The 18,359-nt window shown below is 50.0% G+C and carries 18 protein-coding genes; 3 read left to right on the top strand and 15 right to left on the bottom strand.

Annotated features, from left to right (window positions below):
* On the bottom strand, nt 1-1,680 hold the full coding sequence (locus ELY33_RS00820; RefSeq protein WP_126942506.1) for a glutamine--tRNA ligase/YqeY domain fusion protein: 1,680 nt from the start codon (nt 1,678-1,680) through the stop codon (nt 1-3).
* A gap of 156 nt (nt 1,681-1,836) precedes the next feature.
* Between ELY33_RS00820 and ELY33_RS00815 the strand changes: the two genes are divergently transcribed.
* Nucleotides 1,837-2,337, top strand: coding sequence for a peptidylprolyl isomerase (locus ELY33_RS00815; protein ID WP_126942503.1), 501 nt, complete (start codon nt 1,837-1,839; stop codon nt 2,335-2,337).
* Nucleotides 2,338-2,350: 13 nt separating this feature from the next.
* On the top strand, nt 2,351-3,121 hold the full coding sequence (locus tag ELY33_RS00810; protein ID WP_126942500.1) for a UDP-2,3-diacylglucosamine diphosphatase: 771 nt from the start codon (nt 2,351-2,353) through the stop codon (nt 3,119-3,121).
* Between the two features lie 79 nt (nt 3,122-3,200).
* Here the strand turns inward: ELY33_RS00810 and ELY33_RS00805 are convergent, their stop codons facing one another.
* The 8 genes from ELY33_RS00805 to ELY33_RS00770 form a co-directional block, all read right to left on the bottom strand.
* Nucleotides 3,201-5,018 carry a SurA N-terminal domain-containing protein gene (locus ELY33_RS00805; protein WP_126942497.1) on the bottom strand — a complete coding sequence of 606 codons (1,818 nt, stop codon included), beginning with the start codon at nt 5,016-5,018 and terminating at the stop codon, nt 3,201-3,203.
* A 111-nt stretch (nt 5,019-5,129) separates the two neighbouring features.
* Nucleotides 5,130-5,402, bottom strand: a complete 273-nt coding sequence (locus ELY33_RS00800) for an HU family DNA-binding protein (RefSeq protein WP_009724302.1) — start codon at nt 5,400-5,402, stop codon at nt 5,130-5,132.
* A gap of 192 nt (nt 5,403-5,594) precedes the next feature.
* Nucleotides 5,595-8,024 carry an endopeptidase La gene (lon, locus tag ELY33_RS00795; protein ID WP_126942494.1) on the bottom strand — a complete coding sequence of 810 codons (2,430 nt, stop codon included), beginning with the start codon at nt 8,022-8,024 and terminating at the stop codon, nt 5,595-5,597.
* Between the two features lie 214 nt (nt 8,025-8,238).
* Nucleotides 8,239-9,519, bottom strand: a complete 1,281-nt coding sequence (gene clpX, locus ELY33_RS00790; RefSeq protein WP_083003875.1) for an ATP-dependent Clp protease ATP-binding subunit ClpX — start codon at nt 9,517-9,519, stop codon at nt 8,239-8,241.
* 74 nt (nt 9,520-9,593) lie between these two features.
* Nucleotides 9,594-10,211: an ATP-dependent Clp endopeptidase proteolytic subunit ClpP gene (clpP, locus tag ELY33_RS00785; protein WP_126942491.1), complete on the bottom strand. Its 618-nt coding sequence runs from the start codon at nt 10,209-10,211 to the stop codon at nt 9,594-9,596.
* 62 nt (nt 10,212-10,273) lie between these two features.
* A complete protein-coding gene (gene tig, locus ELY33_RS00780) occupies nt 10,274-11,626 on the bottom strand; it encodes a trigger factor (protein ID WP_126942488.1) in 1,353 nt (450 codons plus the stop codon).
* A gap of 249 nt (nt 11,627-11,875) precedes the next feature.
* The gene (locus tag ELY33_RS00775) at nt 11,876-12,244 is read right to left on the bottom strand and encodes a hypothetical protein (protein ID WP_126942485.1); all 369 of its coding nucleotides are present in this window, start codon (nt 12,242-12,244) and stop codon (nt 11,876-11,878) included.
* A 2-nt stretch (nt 12,245-12,246) separates the two neighbouring features.
* Nucleotides 12,247-12,708 carry a flavodoxin domain-containing protein gene (locus ELY33_RS00770; RefSeq protein WP_126942482.1) on the bottom strand — a complete coding sequence of 154 codons (462 nt, stop codon included), beginning with the start codon at nt 12,706-12,708 and terminating at the stop codon, nt 12,247-12,249.
* Between the two features lie 144 nt (nt 12,709-12,852).
* On the opposite strand from ELY33_RS00770, the gene ELY33_RS00765 reads away from it, so the two are divergent.
* A complete protein-coding gene (locus ELY33_RS00765; RefSeq protein ID WP_038483925.1) occupies nt 12,853-13,059 on the top strand; it encodes a DUF2788 domain-containing protein in 207 nt (68 codons plus the stop codon).
* Nucleotides 13,060-13,164: 105 nt separating this feature from the next.
* Here ELY33_RS00765 and ELY33_RS00760 read toward each other — a convergent pair whose 3' ends face one another.
* The 6 genes from ELY33_RS00760 to infC form a co-directional block, all read right to left on the bottom strand.
* A complete protein-coding gene (locus tag ELY33_RS00760) occupies nt 13,165-13,479 on the bottom strand; it encodes an integration host factor subunit alpha (protein WP_126942479.1) in 315 nt (104 codons plus the stop codon).
* 68 nt (nt 13,480-13,547) lie between these two features.
* Entirely contained in the window at nt 13,548-15,929 is a 2,382-nt protein-coding gene (gene pheT, locus ELY33_RS00755; RefSeq protein ID WP_126942476.1) for a phenylalanine--tRNA ligase subunit beta, read from the bottom strand.
* A gap of 26 nt (nt 15,930-15,955) precedes the next feature.
* Nucleotides 15,956-16,975 (bottom strand): phenylalanine--tRNA ligase subunit alpha, encoded by a 1,020-nt coding sequence (gene pheS / locus ELY33_RS00750; RefSeq protein WP_126942473.1) that lies wholly within the window; start codon nt 16,973-16,975, stop codon nt 15,956-15,958.
* Nucleotides 16,976-17,132: 157 nt separating this feature from the next.
* Entirely contained in the window at nt 17,133-17,486 is a 354-nt protein-coding gene (gene rplT / locus ELY33_RS00745) for a 50S ribosomal protein L20 (protein WP_009097607.1), read from the bottom strand.
* Nucleotides 17,487-17,543: 57 nt separating this feature from the next.
* Nucleotides 17,544-17,738 (bottom strand): 50S ribosomal protein L35, encoded by a 195-nt coding sequence (gene rpmI, locus ELY33_RS00740; protein ID WP_009724291.1) that lies wholly within the window; start codon nt 17,736-17,738, stop codon nt 17,544-17,546.
* 81 nt (nt 17,739-17,819) lie between these two features.
* Entirely contained in the window at nt 17,820-18,359 is a 540-nt protein-coding gene (infC, locus tag ELY33_RS00735) for a translation initiation factor IF-3 (protein WP_083003855.1), read from the bottom strand.

Genomic DNA, 18,359 nt, shown 5'->3' with positions numbered 1-18,359 from the left:
TTAGCCCTTCTGTTTGATTTTCGCCCAGCTATCTTTCAACCCAACGGTACGATTAAACACCAGTTGTCCTGGCTTAGACGTATGACGGTCAGCGCAGAAGTAGCCCACTCGCTCAAACTGGAAGCGATCTTCTGAAACAGCATCCGCTAAGCTGGGCTCGCCAATAGCATGGCACACCGCCAAGGAGTCCGGATTCAGGTGATCGAGGAAATCGACATCTTTATCACGATCTGGCTGCTCAACCGTGAACAAATTGTCATACAAACGCACTTCCATCGGCACACCATGGGCAGCACTCACCCAATGAATCACACCTTTTACCTTGCGGCCTTCAGGATTTTTGCCCAGGGTATCGAAATCTACCGAACAGTGCAGTTCCGTCACGTCACCGGCTTCGTTCTTAAGTACGTCTTCACAACGAATCACGTAGCTATTACGCAGACGAACTTCTTTACCAGGCGCTAACCGGAAAAACTTTTTGGGCGCGTCTTCCATGAAGTCGTCTTGGTCTATGTAGAGTTCACGACTAAATGGCACCTTGCGTACCGCCATGTCGTCTCGCGCAGGGTGCCCAGGCACGTCATACACTTCTTCATGATCTTCAGAAACGTTCGTCAGCACCACCTTAAGTGGTTTCAACACGCACATTGCACGGGGTGCATTGTCTTCAAGATCAGAGCGAATCGCATGCGTTAGCATGGCAATATCTACCAAGCCGCCATCAGCGCGAGTCACACCTATCATCTCGCAGAACTTGCGGATAGAAGCTGGCGTGTAGCCACGACGACGCATCCCTGAGATGGTTGGCATACGTGGGTCATCCCAACCATCGACAATCTGCTCGTCAACCAGCAGTTTTAGCTTGCGCTTCGAGGTCAGGGTGTAATCAAGGTTAAGACGGGCAAACTCGATTTGGCGCGGCTTGGAGGGAACCGGCAAGTTATTCAAAAACCACTCGTAAAGTGGGCGGTGATCTTCGAACTCCAGCGTACAAATTGAATGCGTAATGCCTTCAATGGCATCGGACTGTCCATGGGTAAAATCGTACGACGGGTAGATTTTCCACTTATCGCCTGTTTGATGGTGGCTGGCATGACGAATACGATAAAGGATCGGGTCACGAAGGTTGATATTAGGCGACGCCATATCAATTTTAGCCCTAAGTACTTTTTCGCCTTCACCAAACTCGCCATTTCGCATGCGTTCAAGTAGGCCGAGGTTCTCGTCAACGCTACGCTCGCGGTAGGGGCTTGACTTGCCTGGTGCCGTCAGTGTGCCACGATATTCACGAATTTCATCCGGAGAAAGGTCATCAACGTAGGCTTTGTCTTCACGAATTAAATGCTGTGCCCATGCATAAAGCTGGTCGAAATAATCAGAAGCAAAGCGAACGGGCCCTGCCCAGTGAAAGCCTAACCAGCTGACATCCTCTTTGATAGCGTCAATATACGCCTGCTCTTCCTTCGCCGGGTTGGTGTCGTCAAAGCGCAGATGACACTCACCACCTAGCTGCTCTGCCAACCCGAAGTTCAAACAGATCGACTTTGCATGACCGATATGTAAAAAGCCATTGGGCTCGGGAGGAAAGCGCGTCACAATTTTGGTGACCTGGCCGCCCTCTATTTCGTCGCGTACTTGGTTGCGAATGAAGTTCGGCGCTGGGGTGGTCTCGTTGGTCATGGTGGTGTTGATAACCTCATGGTGGATGGCGGGCTAGGCAGCCAATGCCTACGCTATTAGGGTTTGCGCTTCGCGGTGCCAAGCAAAACCGTTATTATAACGTGACGCCGGTGCACAGCGCCAAGGCGAACGCCTTTATTGAACAGGAATTTATCTATGATCGTATTACAGACCAACCACGGTGACATCACTATTGCGCTTAATCATGAAAAAGCCCCCAAAACTGCCGCCAATTTTGAGCAATATGTTCGCGACGGCTTCTACGATGGCACTTTATTCCATCGTGTTATCGATGGCTTCATGGTTCAGGGCGGTGGCTTCGATCAAGAATTCAACCAAAAGCCGACACGCGACCCAATTGAAAACGAAGCCGACAATGGATTACAAAATACGGTCGGCACACTTGCCATGGCACGCACTCAAGACCCCAACTCTGCCACAGCGCAGTTCTTTATCAATGTTGGTAACAATAGCTTCTTGAATCATAGCGGCAAAAGTCTTCAAGGCTGGGGCTATGCAGTCTTTGGAGAGGTTGTTGAAGGCATGGACGTGGTAGACGCTATCCGTGGGGTAAGCACCACACGCCGAGGCATGCATGCTGACGTGCCCGCAGACGATGTCATCATTGAGCGCGCCTACGTAAAAGAAGCCGACTGATTATGGGAGCTTTATGCGCACTCTGCTGATAGCTGATACGCATCTAAGCAGCGATACCCCTGAGATTAATCAGGGGTTTTATCGTTACTTAGAACGCACCGCTGCGGGGGCTGATGCCCTTTATCTTCTAGGCGACCTGTTTGACGCCTGGATTGGGGATGATCTTCTTGATACACCCCACCCTCTTAGCGGCGTTGCCTGGGAAGTAATCAAACGGTTACGTAAATTAAGCAGCAACGGAACCGCCATTTACTTCCAGCACGGCAACCGTGACTTTTTGATTGGCGAGCGCTTCATCCATGAGTGCCAAGCCTCTCTGATACCCGAAAACCAAACAGTAGAACTCCAGGGCGTGCCAGCCGTCATTCTGCACGGCGACAGCCTTTGCACTCGAGATGATGCTTACATGGCGTTCCGCCAACAGTCTAGAGATCCTCAGTGGCAAACGCAGATATTATCCTTACCCCTTGATCAGCGACTGGAGCTTGCTAAAAGTCTGCGCATGCAGTCAGGCGATGCTAACGCAAGTAAAGCGGAAGCAATCATGGATGTGACACCCGAAGAAGTAGTGACGCTGATGGCGCGCTCTGGTGTCACCACCATGATTCATGGTCACACCCATCGGCCAAAGGTACATGATTTGACGGTCGAGGATGTGCCCGCAAAACGCTTTGTTCTTGGTGACTGGGATGACCGGCATGGCTGGGACATCGTGGTTGATAGCACAACAGAACAAAGTGCCATGCCTATTCTGCGCCAATTTACTCTCGCTAATCCACCCTAGCTGCTAACGTGTTTGAATCATCAAAAAAGCCGACCAAATTAATTTGGCCGGCTTTTTTGTGAATGATGAAACGGGTTAATTAACGCTCAATTTCAGCATCACTACGCAGATCGTCTACCAAGCCTTGAATGACAGACTGTGCGCGGAGTTGCTCAGCCATTTGTGCAACGAATGACGTTAGCTGCTCGTCAACTTCACCTACTGACACGCGATCCAGCGCTATGACAGCCACGCTGTCCGGCAGCGATACAGCACGGTAAATGCTATCGTCCTCTTGCGGGCGCGGCATACGAAACACCTCCTGCACTACCGATTGGGGAAGCACACTTTCAGACTGGCGTGAAATATTGGTTGCCTCAAGCCAATTAATGTCGTTGGCCTCGCCCGCTTCCAGCGCGGCAATCATACGCGATGCCTCTTGCTTAAGCGCCTCTTGGCGTTGTTGAGCAGCAACCGCGCTCGCGACTTCATCACGTACATCGTCTAATGCCAGTTGAGTCGTTTCACGATGCTCTGCGACACGCAGCACAAGTCGGCGATCATCATCAAGTTCGATCACTTCGCTGTTATAGCCTTCTTCTAACACGTCAGCACTAAAGGCTTCATCAAGTACACCTGGCTCAGAAAGTACGCCCTCTCCTTCACCACGTGCTAACCAGTCAGTCTGGTTAAGCGTTAGACCGAGGTCATCCGCCACGCTTTGTAGATCATCGGCGGCGAAACTCTCATCAATTAAACGCTGCACTTGCTGGTTGAACTCATCATTGACGTCACGTAGAGCAACATCTCGTTGAAGTGCCTCGCGCTGTTCCTCAAAGGCGGGTGCTGCAAGCTCAGTTACCTTAAGGATATGAAATGCACCATCCATTTCTACTAGTTGCGATGTTTCACCCTCACCAAGAGCGAAGGCTGCTTCATCAAAGGCCTCACCAAAGAAACCACGGCTAATAACCCCTAGGTCGCCACCTTCTTCAGCACTCGCCGTATCATCTGAGTAACGCAGTGCTGTGTCGGCAAACGAATCACCACTGTTTAAGGCCTCTAGAGCCTCGTTGGCGTGTGCTTGCGCTTCTTCTCGGCTACGCTCGTCGCCAAATGTCACCATGATATGGGAAACGCGTCGATCAGCATTGCGATTCTGTTCGCGCCACGCATCGCGCAATTCTTGCTCGTCAACCTCAACGTTTTCCGCCATGGTTTGACGGTCAACTAGCACGTATTCAACGCGCACCTGCTCAGGGCGCACGAAACGTGCTTGGTTTTCGTCGAAGTAATCCTGCAAATGCGTTTCAGTAACATCCACATCAACGCTTACATCGTTAGCATCTAATAACACATAGCGAAAACTGCGCTGCTGACGCTGCAGCTCAGCTAAACGTTCCTGCTCGCTTTCCAGACTGAAGTCGCTAAAAGCGAGCCCTTGCTGCAAATTCTGGCGCTTGATATCAGCCCGCAGCTCCTCGCGAAACGCCACTGGGGTGTATCCCGCTCCAGCAAGACGATTGCGGAAAATTTCAGCCGAAAACCGGCCATCTTGGTCATGAAACTCTGGCAAGCCAACAATCATTTGATCTAATTGAGCATCAGAGACAAACACACCGCCGTCTTCAGCATACTGCGTCAGCAGCTGCTGAGTGATCAGTTGATCAAGCACGTCGTTACGAAGCGCCCGCTCTTGCTCTGGTGGCACTTGCCCAGAACGAAGCGCACGCTGTACCTCAAGCTCAACCTGCTGACGCATAATTGGTTCGCCGTTAACGCTTGCCACTTGATTAGGGTCATCGCCAAAGACACTAAACAGTGACTCCACGCCAAAAAGCGCCATGGCAGCAACCATAACACCGATAATTATTTTGGCACCCCAGCTTCTGGAGCCATCTCGAATACTTTGCAGCATGCTAGCCTCAGATCATCACAGCTATCTATCGCCCTAACTATCGGGCCAGAAAAAAACATGGGCGCATCGCGGATGCGATGCGCCCATTAGCTTACAGCAAACGCGAGCCAATTAGTTGACGGCGTCTTTCAGCGCTTTACCGGCTTTGAAGCTGGGAACTTTTGCAGCGCTAATTTCAATCGGCTGACCCGTCTGCGGGTTACGGCCAGTACGTGCAGCACGTTCTTTAATTGCGAAAGTACCAAAACCTACCAGTGAAACACTTTCGCCTTTTTTGAGGCTATCGGTGACAGATTCCACCATGGCATCCAATGCGCGGGTTGCCGCTGCTTTCGGAATATCAGCAGATGCGGCAATAGCTTCAATCAGCTCGGACTTATTCACACTTCACCCCTTAACTGTTTCAAAAAATGGCTCTGAACGGCACTGCTACCATTACATACAACTTCAAAGCGCAGCTATGTTTTATAGCAATGCCTTGAAACCCCTGTCAAGCACAGTGCCGAGAAATGCCCGTAACTCAAGGTCTTGGGCAAAACTATTAAGTAATGTTAAAACTCGAAAGAGCATTAACGCTTAATGAGTACTCGTTACGGCGGTTGAACTAAAGGCCGGGTCGGATCCTTTTAACGAGACGCTCTCGTCAATTGGATCGTTATGTAGCGCTACGGCCAGTACTTCATCTATCCACTGTACCGGGCGGATATCAAGCGCCCCTTTAATATTTTCTGGCACTTCCTTGAGGTCACGACGATTTTCCTCAGGAATTAAGACGGTCTTTATACCACCGCGGCGGGCTGCCAGCAATTTCTCCTTTAGCCCTCCGATGGGCATCACTTCACCCCGTAGGTTCACTTCTCCCGTCATGGCCACATCACAACGCACAGGACGTTGCGTATAGGCAGAGACGATGGCAGTTACCATGGCAATGCCTGCACTAGGGCCATCTTTGGGTGTAGCACCTTCTGGAACGTGAATATGTAAGTCTTCATTCTCAAACCGCTGCGGATCAATACCATACTCTTTCGCACGTGCTTTAACGACGGTTTGAGCTGCACTCACTGACTCTTTCATAACATCGCCAAGGGAGCCAGTTTTGTTAATGCGCCCCTTGCCAGGCGTAACAACTGATTCGATACTGAGCAATTCGCCGCCAACCGATGTCCATGCCAGCCCTGTCACACGGCCAACCTGATCTTCTTGCTCGGCTAACCCATAGCTGTAACGGCGAACACCTGCATAAGCTTCGATATCGTCAGCTGCTAGCACCTGCTGAGCCTGCAGCTTACTGCCTTGCTTGCCACTAGCCGCCTGCTCTGCTTCTAAACGCTCACGTAGCACCTTGCGGCAAACTTTAGCGATCTGACGCTCCAGCTCACGCACCCCAGCTTCACGGGTGTAGTAACGCACTATCTCCAACAGAGCATCATCGTTGAGAGCCAGTTCTTCTGTTTTGAGGCCATTTGCTTCCTGCTGCTTGGGCAACAAATAGCGTCTTGCGATTGCTAGCTTTTCATCTTCTGTGTAACCCGGCAAACGGATTATTTCCATACGATCCAACAATGGACCGGGAATATTCATCGAGTTAGCGGTGCAGATAAATAGCGTTTCAGACAGGTCGTAATCCAGTTCGAGATAATGATCACTAAAGCTATTGTTTTGTTCAGGATCAAGCACCTCTAGCAGTGCTGACGCAGGGTCTCCGCGGTGATCCATACCGAGTTTATCGACTTCATCCAATAAAAACAGCGGATTTTTAACACCAGCACGACTCATGCGCTGCATTAACTTACCTGGCAATGAACCAATATAGGTACGACGATGGCCACGAATTTCCGACTCATCACGCACGCCCCCTAACGCCAAACGAACATACTTTCGATTGGTGGCCCGCGCGATAGATTGACCAAGGGAGGTTTTACCCACACCTGGCGGGCCTACCAAGCATAATACGGGCCCCTTCATCTTGCGTACGCGTTTTTGTACAGCAAGGTATTCAAGAATACGCGCTTTGACTTCTTCTAAGCCGTAGTGGTCTTGATCCAGCACTTCCTGAGCTTTCACTAAGTCGTGCTTCACGCGGGTACGCTTTTTCCAGGGAACGGCAATGAGCCAGTCTAGATAAGAGCGAACCACTGTCGCCTCGGCTGAGTTAGCAGCCATCATCTTTAGCTTATTAAGCTCCTGAGTAGCTTTTTCAGCGGCTTCTTTGGGCATCCCCGATGAGGCGATAGCTTGCTCGTATTTTTCAGCCTCATTCGGCACATTATCCAGCTCACCCATTTCTTTCTGGATGGCCTTCATCTGTTCGTTGAGGTAATACTCGCGCTGGGTCTTCTCCATCTGCTCTTTCACACGCGAGCGGATACGTTTCTCAACCTGCAGCAAATCTATCTCTGACTCAATAAGCGCCATTAAGTGCTCAATGCGATCGCGTACGCGATCCATTTCGAGCAACTCTTGTTTGTCACCTATCTTTAACGACAAATGCGCGCAAATGGTATCGACCAATCGACTTGGGTCTTCAATACCAGAAAGCGAATTGAGCACCTCATTAGGTACTTTTTTTGACAACTTGACGTACTGCTCAAATTGGTTGAGCAGCACACGTACCAGCGCCTCTTGCTCACGACTGGTTAGTGGCTCGCTTTCGCGAGGAACCAAATAAGCTTGGGTGTAGCCCGTCTCATGCTCTTTAATATCAATAACGTCAGCGCGAAAATTACCTTCAATCAACACTTTGACAGTGCCATCAGGCAATTTTAGTAGCTGCATAATATCGGCCACGGTGCCCATGGCATAAAGATCAGCGTTATCGGGGTCATCCTGGGAGGCCTCGCGCTGAGCCACCAGCAGGACACGTTTATCGGCCTCCATCGCCGCTTCCAATGCTTGGATGGACTTTTCACGACCAACAAAAAGTGGAATAACCATTTGCGGGTAAACGACCACATCCCGCAAAGGCAACAGGGGTAGACATTGTGTCTGATCGGCGTTCTGCTGCATCGCAGACGTTCCTCAAAATCGGATGAGTACTTGAAAGGGTACTTAGCCAAGTACCTCACAGTATGAAAAGCATGACACTAGGCGCTGAGCAGCTAGGCAAACATTTCATGAATAACCTTTAAATAACTAGGGGCCGCCTAGGCGACCCCTTGGTTTGGCGCAAGCGGTAAAAGCTAGGCCGTGGCGTGCACTTGGATACTAGCCATCACTGGTACTAGCCGTCGGTGCCATCAACACGCGCATCTTCTTGCTGCGAATAGATCAGTAGAGGCTCACTCTCGCCAGCGATCACTGAACTATCGATCACCACCTTACTAACCCCTTCAAGTGAAGGAATCTCATACATGGTATCTAACAGTACAGACTCAAGAATAGAACGCAAACCTCGCGCACCCGTCTTGCGCTCCATTGCTTTCGTCGCGACAGCACGCAACGCCTCATCTCTGAACTCGAGGGTCACATCTTCCATCTCAAAGAGCTTGGCATATTGCTTAACCAGAGAGTTCTTAGGCTCAGTTAAGATTTGCACCAGCGCATCTTCATTAAGTTCAGTAAGCGTCGCGATAACGGGCAGACGTCCAACGAATTCGGGAATTAAACCAAATTTCACTAAATCGTCTGGCTCTACGTCGGCCAGCAACTCACCAACGCCACGTGAAGACTCTTTGCTCTTCACGCTCGCATTGAAGCCAATGCCTCCTTTTTCAGCACGATCACGGATAACCTTATCAAGTCCCGCGAAAGCACCACCCACAATAAACAGGATGTTGGCCGTGTTGACCTGAACAAACTCCTGCTGAGGGTGTTTACGCCCCCCTTGCGGTGGCACGGAGGCTGTTGTGCCTTCAATTAACTTGAGTAGCGCCTGCTGGACGCCCTCACCCGACACATCACGGGTAATAGATGGATTATCAGACTTACGCGAAATCTTATCGATTTCATCGATATAGACGATACCCCGCTCAGCCTTCTCGACATCGTAATCACATTTTTGCAGAAGCTTTTGGATGATGTTCTCAACATCTTCACCCACGTAGCCCGCTTCTGTCAGCGTTGTGGCATCGGCAATGGTAAAAGGTACATTTAACAACCGCGCCATGGTTTCCGCCAGGAGCGTTTTACCACTACCCGTAGGGCCAATAAGCAGAATGTTTGATTTACCTAGTTCTACATCGCCTTCACGCACTTCCGTCTTGAGGCGCTTATAGTGGTTATAAACCGCCACAGAAAGCACCATTTTGGCGCGATCTTGTCCGATGACATAGTCGTCTAATGTATGACGTATTTCACGAGGCGTAGGTAAACGCTCTTCGTCGCTCTCGGCATCGGCTTCGAGAACTTCTTCGCGAATGATGTCATTACATAAGTCGACACACTCATCGCAGATATACACGGACGGGCCTGCAATTAGCTTGCGTACTTCGTTTTGATTTTTACCGCAAAACGAGCAGTATAAAAGCTTGCCACCTTCGTCCTTGCCTTTGCCGTCGGCCATTCGCGTACCTCTATCACTGCGGCGGCTTGCGCCACCGGAAAAGCTCGTTAGAAAAGCAGAATACTATCACGCTATCAGGATGTAGGCCGCTTATCCAGCACTGCGTCAATCAAGCCATATTCTTGGGCTTTAGTGGCGCTCATAAAGTTGTCACGGTCAGTGTCTCTGGCAACGGTATCGAGGTCTTGGCCAGTGTGATGAGCTAAAATTTGATTCAGCTTTTCACGAATACCTAAAATTTCACGAGTGTGAATCTCGATATCAGACGCCTGCCCCTGATAGCCGCCTAACGGCTGATGAATCATGACACGGGAATTTGGCAAACAATAACGCTTACCTTCTGCACCTGCTGTAAGCAGCAGTGCTCCCATGCTGGCCGCTTGACCAATACACACAGTCGATATGTCAGGCTTTACAAACTGCATGGTGTCGTAAATGGACATACCTGCAGTGACAGACCCACCGGGCGAGTTAATGTAAAGATGAATATCTTTATCAGGATTCTCTGACTCAAGAAATAGCAGCTGCGCTACTACCAAATTCGCCATGTAATCTTCAACGGGTCCAACTAAGAAAATGACACGCTCTTTTAGTAGACGCGAGTAGATGTCATAGGCTCTTTCCCCTTTGGCGCTCTGCTCAACCACCATAGGCACTAAACCGCCGGCGTTTTGAATATCAAACTCACTCATTCGTGATTCCTTGCGTCCTGTAAGGGAAAGCGCACCCATGTGGGGTGCGCCACGCGATGAAGTTAAGCGCTAGTTTGCTCACTTTCTTCAACACCTTCGTCTTGCTCGGCCTGTTGCTGAGCAGCTGCCAATGCCTGCTGGTATGACATTTCAACGTCTTTAACGTTCGTCTGTTCTAGCAGCTTATCAACAGCTTTTTCTTCCAGAATGGCAGACTTCACCTGAGTCTTGAGCTGCTCATTACCCATGTAGTATTCAACTACTTCAGTGGGATCTTGATACTGCTCTGCCAGCTCTTCAACCTTGGCTTTAATAGCGTCATCGTCAGCGTCAAGCTCATTCGCTTTAATAACTTCAGCCAACAACAAGCCTACTTGAACGCGGCCTTTAGCTTGCGCTTCAAACAGCTCATTTGGCAGTTGGCTAACATCAAAGTCTTCGCCCAAGCCAAACTGCTGAGCTGCTTGACGTTTCATACCATCGGTTTCTTGCTGAACAAGCGCACTTGGCACAGGAATGTCATTGGCTTTTTTCAGCGCGTCTAACACCTGTTGCTTAACACGGTTATCAACCGCTTGAGCGGCTTCGCGCGTCATATTCTTTTTGATCTCGGCGCGGAATTTGGCTTCATCACCATCTTCAACACCGAAACGCTCAATGAACTCAGCGTCAACGTCGGGCAACGCTTGGCTGCTCACAATGTGAACAGTGACTTTGAACGTAGCTTCGTTACCAGCCAAGTGTTCGGCTTGGTAATCTTCCGGGAACGTAACAGTGATTGTTTTCTCATCACCTGCTTTCGCGCCGATCAGCTGCTCTTCAAAGCCTGGGATGAAACTGTTAGAACCAATAACCAGGGCATGGCCTTCAGCACTTCCACCCTCAAACGGTTCATCTCCTAGAAAGCCCTGGAAATCGATGGTCACTTGGTCACCATCAGCCGCAGCGGCATCGACTTCTTCCCACGCAGCGTTTTGCTTACGCAGCGTATCGATCATTTCTTCGACATCGGCATCGTTGACTGTCACTACCGGGCGTTCTACTTCGGTGCCTTCGATAGAAGCAAGCTCGACTTGCGGGTAAATTTCCATAACCGCCACAAACTCAAGATCTTTGCCAGCTTGGTTTACTTTTGGCTCAATCTGGGGGAAACCGGCAGGGTTAAGACCTTCTTCTGTGATGGCACGCACGTAGCGCTCGCGCATCACTTCACCTACCACTTCATTGCGCACGCTGTCGCCATAGCGCTGACGAACTACAGCCATCGGCACTCGGCCTTGGCGAAAACCATTCAGGCGAACGTTTTTCGCAGTGTCTTTCAAGCGAGCGCTGACGGCCTCATCGATTTCGGCGCCCGGCACCTGAATAGTGATACGGCGTTCGATCTGGGAGGTCGTCTCGACGGAAACTTGCATGAATTGTCCTCTAGCGGCTGGGCGTTATGTTGATTGCGTAAAATAAGTTCAAGGGGGCAATTTTAAGAACCCTAGCGCATCGTGGCAAGCGCCATGCTCGCAAGATGGGGGCATAACCCACAAATACAAGGATACTCACTAACAAAACAACCGATTTAGTCTATTTTTTTGACGCTAGCACGGCCAAAAGCATTTCTAAACGTTAATTGAAGCTTTGTAGCTTAATTACCCTACCTCAAGCAACGGTCTTTAATCGCGTTGCTTCCACCATAAAGAAATAGCGTGGAATAGCAGCCCACACGTTGCAGCGTGGGAAATAAACACTTGCCAACTAATCCAGTCAGTGAACAGACCATGCCAAGCCCCCATTACCAAAGCTCCCATTATCAGCATAATTAACAAACGCTGACATAATTTTGGTAATGCTTTTCGCGCACTATCTGACAACATTTTCCATTGTACAGCAGCAGCAACCGCCACAATGGCTAGCGCAATGAGCAATAATGTTTGGCGTGTTTCATGCCCTTCTGCCATATAGCGGGGTATCGCAGCTACCATTACAATACACAGCCCGAGGGCAACGCTTATGCGCTCTGGGGAGAAAGAGACTCGCTGCATTGTTAAGCGACCTTTAGCTGCTGAGATTCAATCCACTCTTCTGCCCATGGAATAGCGGCGTCATCTGCCATAAAGGTTTCCATGGCATCTACTTCCAGCCTATCGCCCAAACGCGTCGCGCCATACTCCCCTAGTAGTGCATCAAGTGCCCTTCCCGCCCCACAGAACGTATCTCCGTAAGAGCTATCGCCTAATGCAATCAACCCATAGCGTAACGATGTTAGCGAAGGGCTTTTTTCCTGAAGCCCTCTCACAAAGGAAACGAAATTACCGGGGTAGTCGCCACTTCCCGTAGTCGAGACACAAAATAGCGTAAGATTTTGATTATGGGTTAAATCATCAATCGTCGGCTGCTCAGAAATGTCAACATTATAGCCAGCCTGTTCAAACAAAGGTCTTAGTTGCTCTGCAACATCTAGCGCTCCACCGTACATTGTACCGACTAGAATTGTTAACGTTGGCATGCCCATACTCCTCTGCAATAGTGTCGCACTGTGCTTTGTTCAGTCGACAAATACCCGATGAATTTGGTCAAATATTAACACGACTCATAAAAACGGCACACGCCTTCTCATGAGACGACTATCAAACATCCAGCAGGAAACCTTATGCAGCAGCTCTTCGAGGCATGGATAACACCGATCATGGTCGGTGGTTTAATTGTGTTTATGTGCTTTATTATTTGGGACTTAGCGAAGAAATCGAACGCAGGGAAGTTTGGCACAATCATGCTTTTTGTCGTTTTGGGGGCAGGCATGCTGGGTTATGTCATTAAGGTAGTGATCACCTGGCTCATTGAAGGACGCGGGCTTTAGTCAGACAATTGAAAAAAAGGAGCACCGCACGGCGCTCCTTTTCATTTGCGACTGACTAAATATAGCTGCCTAGAACAGCCCCTCTAAACAACTACAACAGCGCGCTTAGCTTTTGACGGAAGGTAAGCTATTTGTATAGCGCTCGACCTGTTGCTTTAATTTTTGACCGGGTCGAAAAGTAACCACGCGGCGAGCAGAAATGGGTATCTCTTCCCCTGTTTTGGGGTTACGCCCCGGTCTTTCACGCTTGTCACGCAAATCGAAATTTCCGAAGCCAGATAGTTTGACCTGCTCATTCTCCCTTAAGCAGGCACGAATCTCTTCAAAAAAAGCCTCAACCATGGCTTTCGCTTCTCGCTTCGACAGCGCAAGCTCATTGTGTAAATGTTCTGCTAGCTCTGCTTTGGTCAACGCACCCATAAAGCCCCCTCCATGTAGCAAACGCATTGCCAAGAACGTGATAAGCATCGTGTCATGGCGTTATTTAATTATCCACGTAGCTCAGCGCATAGTTCAGCTCGCAATTCTAAGACGATGGTATCAACCAACAAGTTGATTTCATCGTCATTTAGCGTGCGCGATGCGTGCTGCCACGTCAAGCCCAACGCGATACTCTTGCATCCATCGGCGACGCCCTTACCAGCATAGACATCAAATAGCTTGATGTCTTTTAAGCAATCACCTGCTTGCGCTTTTGCACAGTCAAGCAGCGCCTGCACCGGCGTTTCCGCCTTAACAGTAAAGGCCAAGTCACGGCGAACTTCTGGATAACGAGACAACGGCTCAAAGGCTGGAATGACACCTTCGCTGAGTGCATCCAAGCGAACTTCAAACATGACAGCATCAACTTTCAAACCTAGCTTAGCTCGCACCTGAGGATGTAATGTGCCAATCCAACCGGCGGGTTTATCATAATGCAATAGTTTCGCCGTTTGCCCAGGGTGTAATGAAGGATGCTCACCTGGCTCAAAGCGCCATGCATCAATCGCGCCACCAAGCGCTAGCAGACTTTCCAAATCCCCTTTGAGATCATAAAAATCGACCTGGGCTTTAGCGCCACTCCAGCCTTCAGCCTCACGGCTTCCGCATACCAACGCCCCCATCATCGGGATCTGCGAAAGGTTGTCTAAATGGCCGTTAAATACCAATCCCGTTTCAAATAACCTAACACGGGTTTGCTGGCGATTAAGGTTGTGCTCGAGAGCGCGCACTAAGCCGGGGAACAGGCTAGCCCGCATCACCGACAGATCTGACGAAATCGGGTTCGCCAGCACAGGTGAAGCAGCGTCAGGCAACATCGTCGCTTGCAGGTCAGGTGCAACAAAGCTGTAAGTTATCGCTTCTTGAAAACCACGAGCTACCATTTGATTACGTAGCTGAGCTTGCGTTAATCCCGCCTCGTTAGCCGAGCGCAGCGCCAAACGTGCCGAAGGACGTCGGACAGGTAAGTTGTTGTAACCATGGACACGCGCAATTTCTTCGATGAGATCTTCTTCGATCGCCACATCAAAACGCCAGCTCGGTGCTGTAACTGACCAGCCATCTACTTGTTTATCAACCGCAAGTCCTAAACGCTGAAGAATATCGGTCACGTCTTCTGTTGGCAGTCGCTTCGAAAGCGCACTTTCTAGACGCGCTTCGCGCAGCACGATGTTGCATGGTGCTGGCAGGTGTTCGCTACTGGACAATTCATTAACAGGCCCTGCTTGACCGCCACATATTTCCAACAGGAGATGAGTGGCTCGCTCAATTGCCACACTGGCAAGTGCGGGATCAACGCCGCGCTCAAAACGATGAGAGGCATCCGTATGGAGACCATATGAACGCGCCTGCCCTGCGATGGCTAGCGGCGTGAAATAAGCAGACTCCAGGAAAATCGTATCAGTCTTCTCATTTACCCCTGAATTTTCGCCTCCCATGACACCAGCCATTGCAAGGGGACCTTTATCATCTGCAATAACCAGCGTTTCTGGCCTGAGCGCCACTTCTTGCCCGTCCAGTAAGGTCAACCGCTCTTCGTTACGCGCCAAACGAACAGTGATACCGCCGTGAAGATTATCGCGGTCAAAGGCATGCAGTGGCTGACCCAGCTCAAGCATCACATAGTTGGTGACATCAACGACGGGGTCGATAGAACGAACACCACTACGCCGCAGGCGCTCTACCATCCACAGTGGAGTGTCGACGCTAACATCAACGCCTTTGATGATACGGCCCAAGTAACGCGGACATTGCTCTGGTGCCTCAATACACACTGAAAAAATATCGTCGATACTGGCATCAACAGCAGCAATATCGGGCCCATTCACCGGAAGGCGATTGAGCACACCCACTTCTCGTGCCAGCCCTTTAATGCTGAGACAATCACCACGGTTCGGCGTGAGATCAACCTCAATGGTCATGTCGTCGAGCTGCATGTACTCCCGAAAACTTTCACCTACTGGTGCAGAAGTGGGCAGCACAAAAATACCCGGTGACGTCTCTTCTTCCAGGCCTAGCTCAGAAGCCGAGCAAATCATCCCGCGAGACTCAACGCCACGCAGCTTAGCTTTTTTGATTTTAAAGTCACCAGGCAGAACACCACCCACCTGAGCAAACGGAATTTTTTGGCCCACGTCGACGTTGGGAGCACCGCAAACAACCTGCACTGGCTCACCTGTACCATCATTAACAGTGCACACGTTGAGCTTGTCAGCATCGGGGTGCTTCTCTTTGGTCAGTACCTCTGCAACCACTACTCCACTAAATGAGGACGCAACTGCCTCAATGGCATCGACCTCGAGGCCCGCCATGGTAATTTGATCGGCGATTGCCTGTGTATCAAGCTGCGGAGCCACCCAGTCACGCAGCCATTGTTCTGAAAATTTCATAGTGATTCCTGTCGCTGGCAGCGGTCTTAGTTAAATTGGCGAAGAAAACGCAGATCGTTCTCAAAGAACAAACGCAGGTCGTTAACACCGTAGCGCAACATCGCAAGTCGCTCGGCACCCATACCAAACGCAAACCCTGTGTAGCGCTCAGCATCAATACCTGAGTGGCGGAACACCTCAGGATGCACCATGCCACATCCCATAACCTCCAACCAGCCGCTATGCGAGCAGACACGACAACCATTACCGCTACACATCACACACTGAATATCGACCTCAGCAGAGGGCTCAGTGAATGGAAAGTAAGAAGGACGAAAGCGTACTGAAAGATCATCTCGTTCAAAAAATGCTTGGAGAAAATCTTCAATCGTGCCCTTAAGGTCTGCAAAACTCACACCTTCATCGACCAATAGACCTTCCACCTGGTGAAACATAGGGGTGTGAGTGAGATCTGAGTCGCTACGGTAGACGCGTCCAGGACAGACAATTCGGATCGGTGGCTCGCTACTTTTCATGGTGCGAACTTGAACCGGCGAGGTATGAGTACGTAACAGACGGGTAGCATCAAAGTAGAAGGTGTCAGCCATACCACGCGCTGGGTGATGTGCAGGAATATTGAGTGCCTCAAAATTGTGATAGTCATCTTCAATTTCTGGCCCTACTGCGACATCGTAGCCAATTCTAGTAAACAAGCCTTCAATGCGTTCAAGCGTCCGGGTGACGGGGTGCAAGCCACCGCTCTCTTGACCGCGGCCAGGCAGCGTTACATCGATTTTTTCGGCCGCCAAACGAGCGTTGAGTGCTTCGTTTTCAAGCTGCTGACGCTTTGTATCAATTTCAGTTGCCAGGGTCTGTTTCGCCTGATTAATTTGTTCACCGGCGACAGGACGCTCTTCTGCTGACAGCTTTCCTAAACCTTTCAACAAGGCCGTCACTTCGCCTTTTTTACCTAAGTAACGTACGCGCAACTCATCTAGGGCAGAAACACTCTGCGCTGCATGAATAGCATCGCGAGCCTCTGACACCAGAGTAGGAAGATGGTCCATCCGATTCACTCCGAATTAAGCGATTTCCATCTCTAAAGATGGCTGGCATGTTAAAGGTGACAAAAAAACAGGGGAAGAGCGGCTGCTCTTCCCCTGCATGGGTCACTCTGAAATGACCTCAGACACGTCACACCGATTTAACTCAGTGCTATGTGCTTTATTGGGCAGCCTTGGCTTTTTCCACGATAGCCGCGAATGCAGCTTTTTCGTGTACTGCCAAATCGGCCAACACTTTACGGTCAATTTCAATACCGGCTTTCTTCAGACCGCCAACGAAGCGGCTGTAAGACATGCCATTGATGCGCGCACCGGCGTTAATACGCTGAATCCACAGAGCGCGAAATTGGCGCTTGCGGTTGCGACGGTCACGGTAAGCGTACTGACCGGCTTTGATAACAGCCTGTTTGGCTACGCGGAAAACACGCGAACGGGCACCGTAATAACCTTTAGCCTGCTTCAATACTTTTTTATGACGACGACGGGCAACTACGCCACGCTTAACACGGGTCATAACACACTCCTGACTTTATGACTGAGGCTAAATGCACTCAGATAAGAAAATTCGACCTTACAGATTCGGCAGCATGCGCTGAATCAGCGCTTTATCAGAAGCATGGATTTGCTTCATACCACGCAGCTGACGCTTTCGCTTGGTCGACTTCTTGGTCAAGATGTGGCTACGAAAAGATTGCTTGTGCTTGAAGCCATTAGCAGTCTTTTTAAAGCGCTTAGCAGCGCCGCTGTTACTTTTGATTTTCGGCATGAGAAAACTCCGCTCGATATTTTTTAGAAAACCCAGGGCCAATCAGCATTTTCACACTGACCCGTTAACTTCGCCGTTGGATCACTTCTTTTTCGGGGCAATAATCATGATCATCTGGCGGCCTTCCATTTTAGGGAAGGACTCTACCGCTCCGATCTCTTCCAGGTCTGCCGCAATCCTTTCCATTAGCTTGCGGCCAATGTCTTGGTGCGCCATTTCACGACCACGGAAGCGCAATGTGACTTTGCCCTTGTCACCACCTTCTAAAAAACGCGTCAGGTTTTTTAGCTTAACCTGATAATCGCCTTCGTCAGTGCCAGGACGGAATTTAACTTCCTTAACCTGGATTTGCTTCTGCTTTTTCTTTTGAGCCGCTTTTTGCTTCTTCGTCTCAAAAACAAATTTGCCATAATCCATAATCTTACAAACGATTGGATCGGCATTCGAGATTTGCACGAGATCTAAACCAGCAGCTTCCGCACGCTCAAGCGCTTCGGTGGTGGGCACAACACCCAACTGCTCACCTTCAGCATCGATTAAGCGAACTTCTTCTTCGGTAATTCTCTCGTTCATTGGTGGGCGTTTGTCTTGTGGACGCCCGCGCTGATTGCTTCGCTTGAT

The organism is Vreelandella andesensis, from assembly GCF_003989795.1.
In the GTDB taxonomy this organism is placed as follows: Bacteria; Pseudomonadota; Gammaproteobacteria; order Pseudomonadales; family Halomonadaceae; genus Vreelandella; species Vreelandella andesensis.
This window is presented reverse-complemented; position numbering and strand designations above follow the sequence as displayed.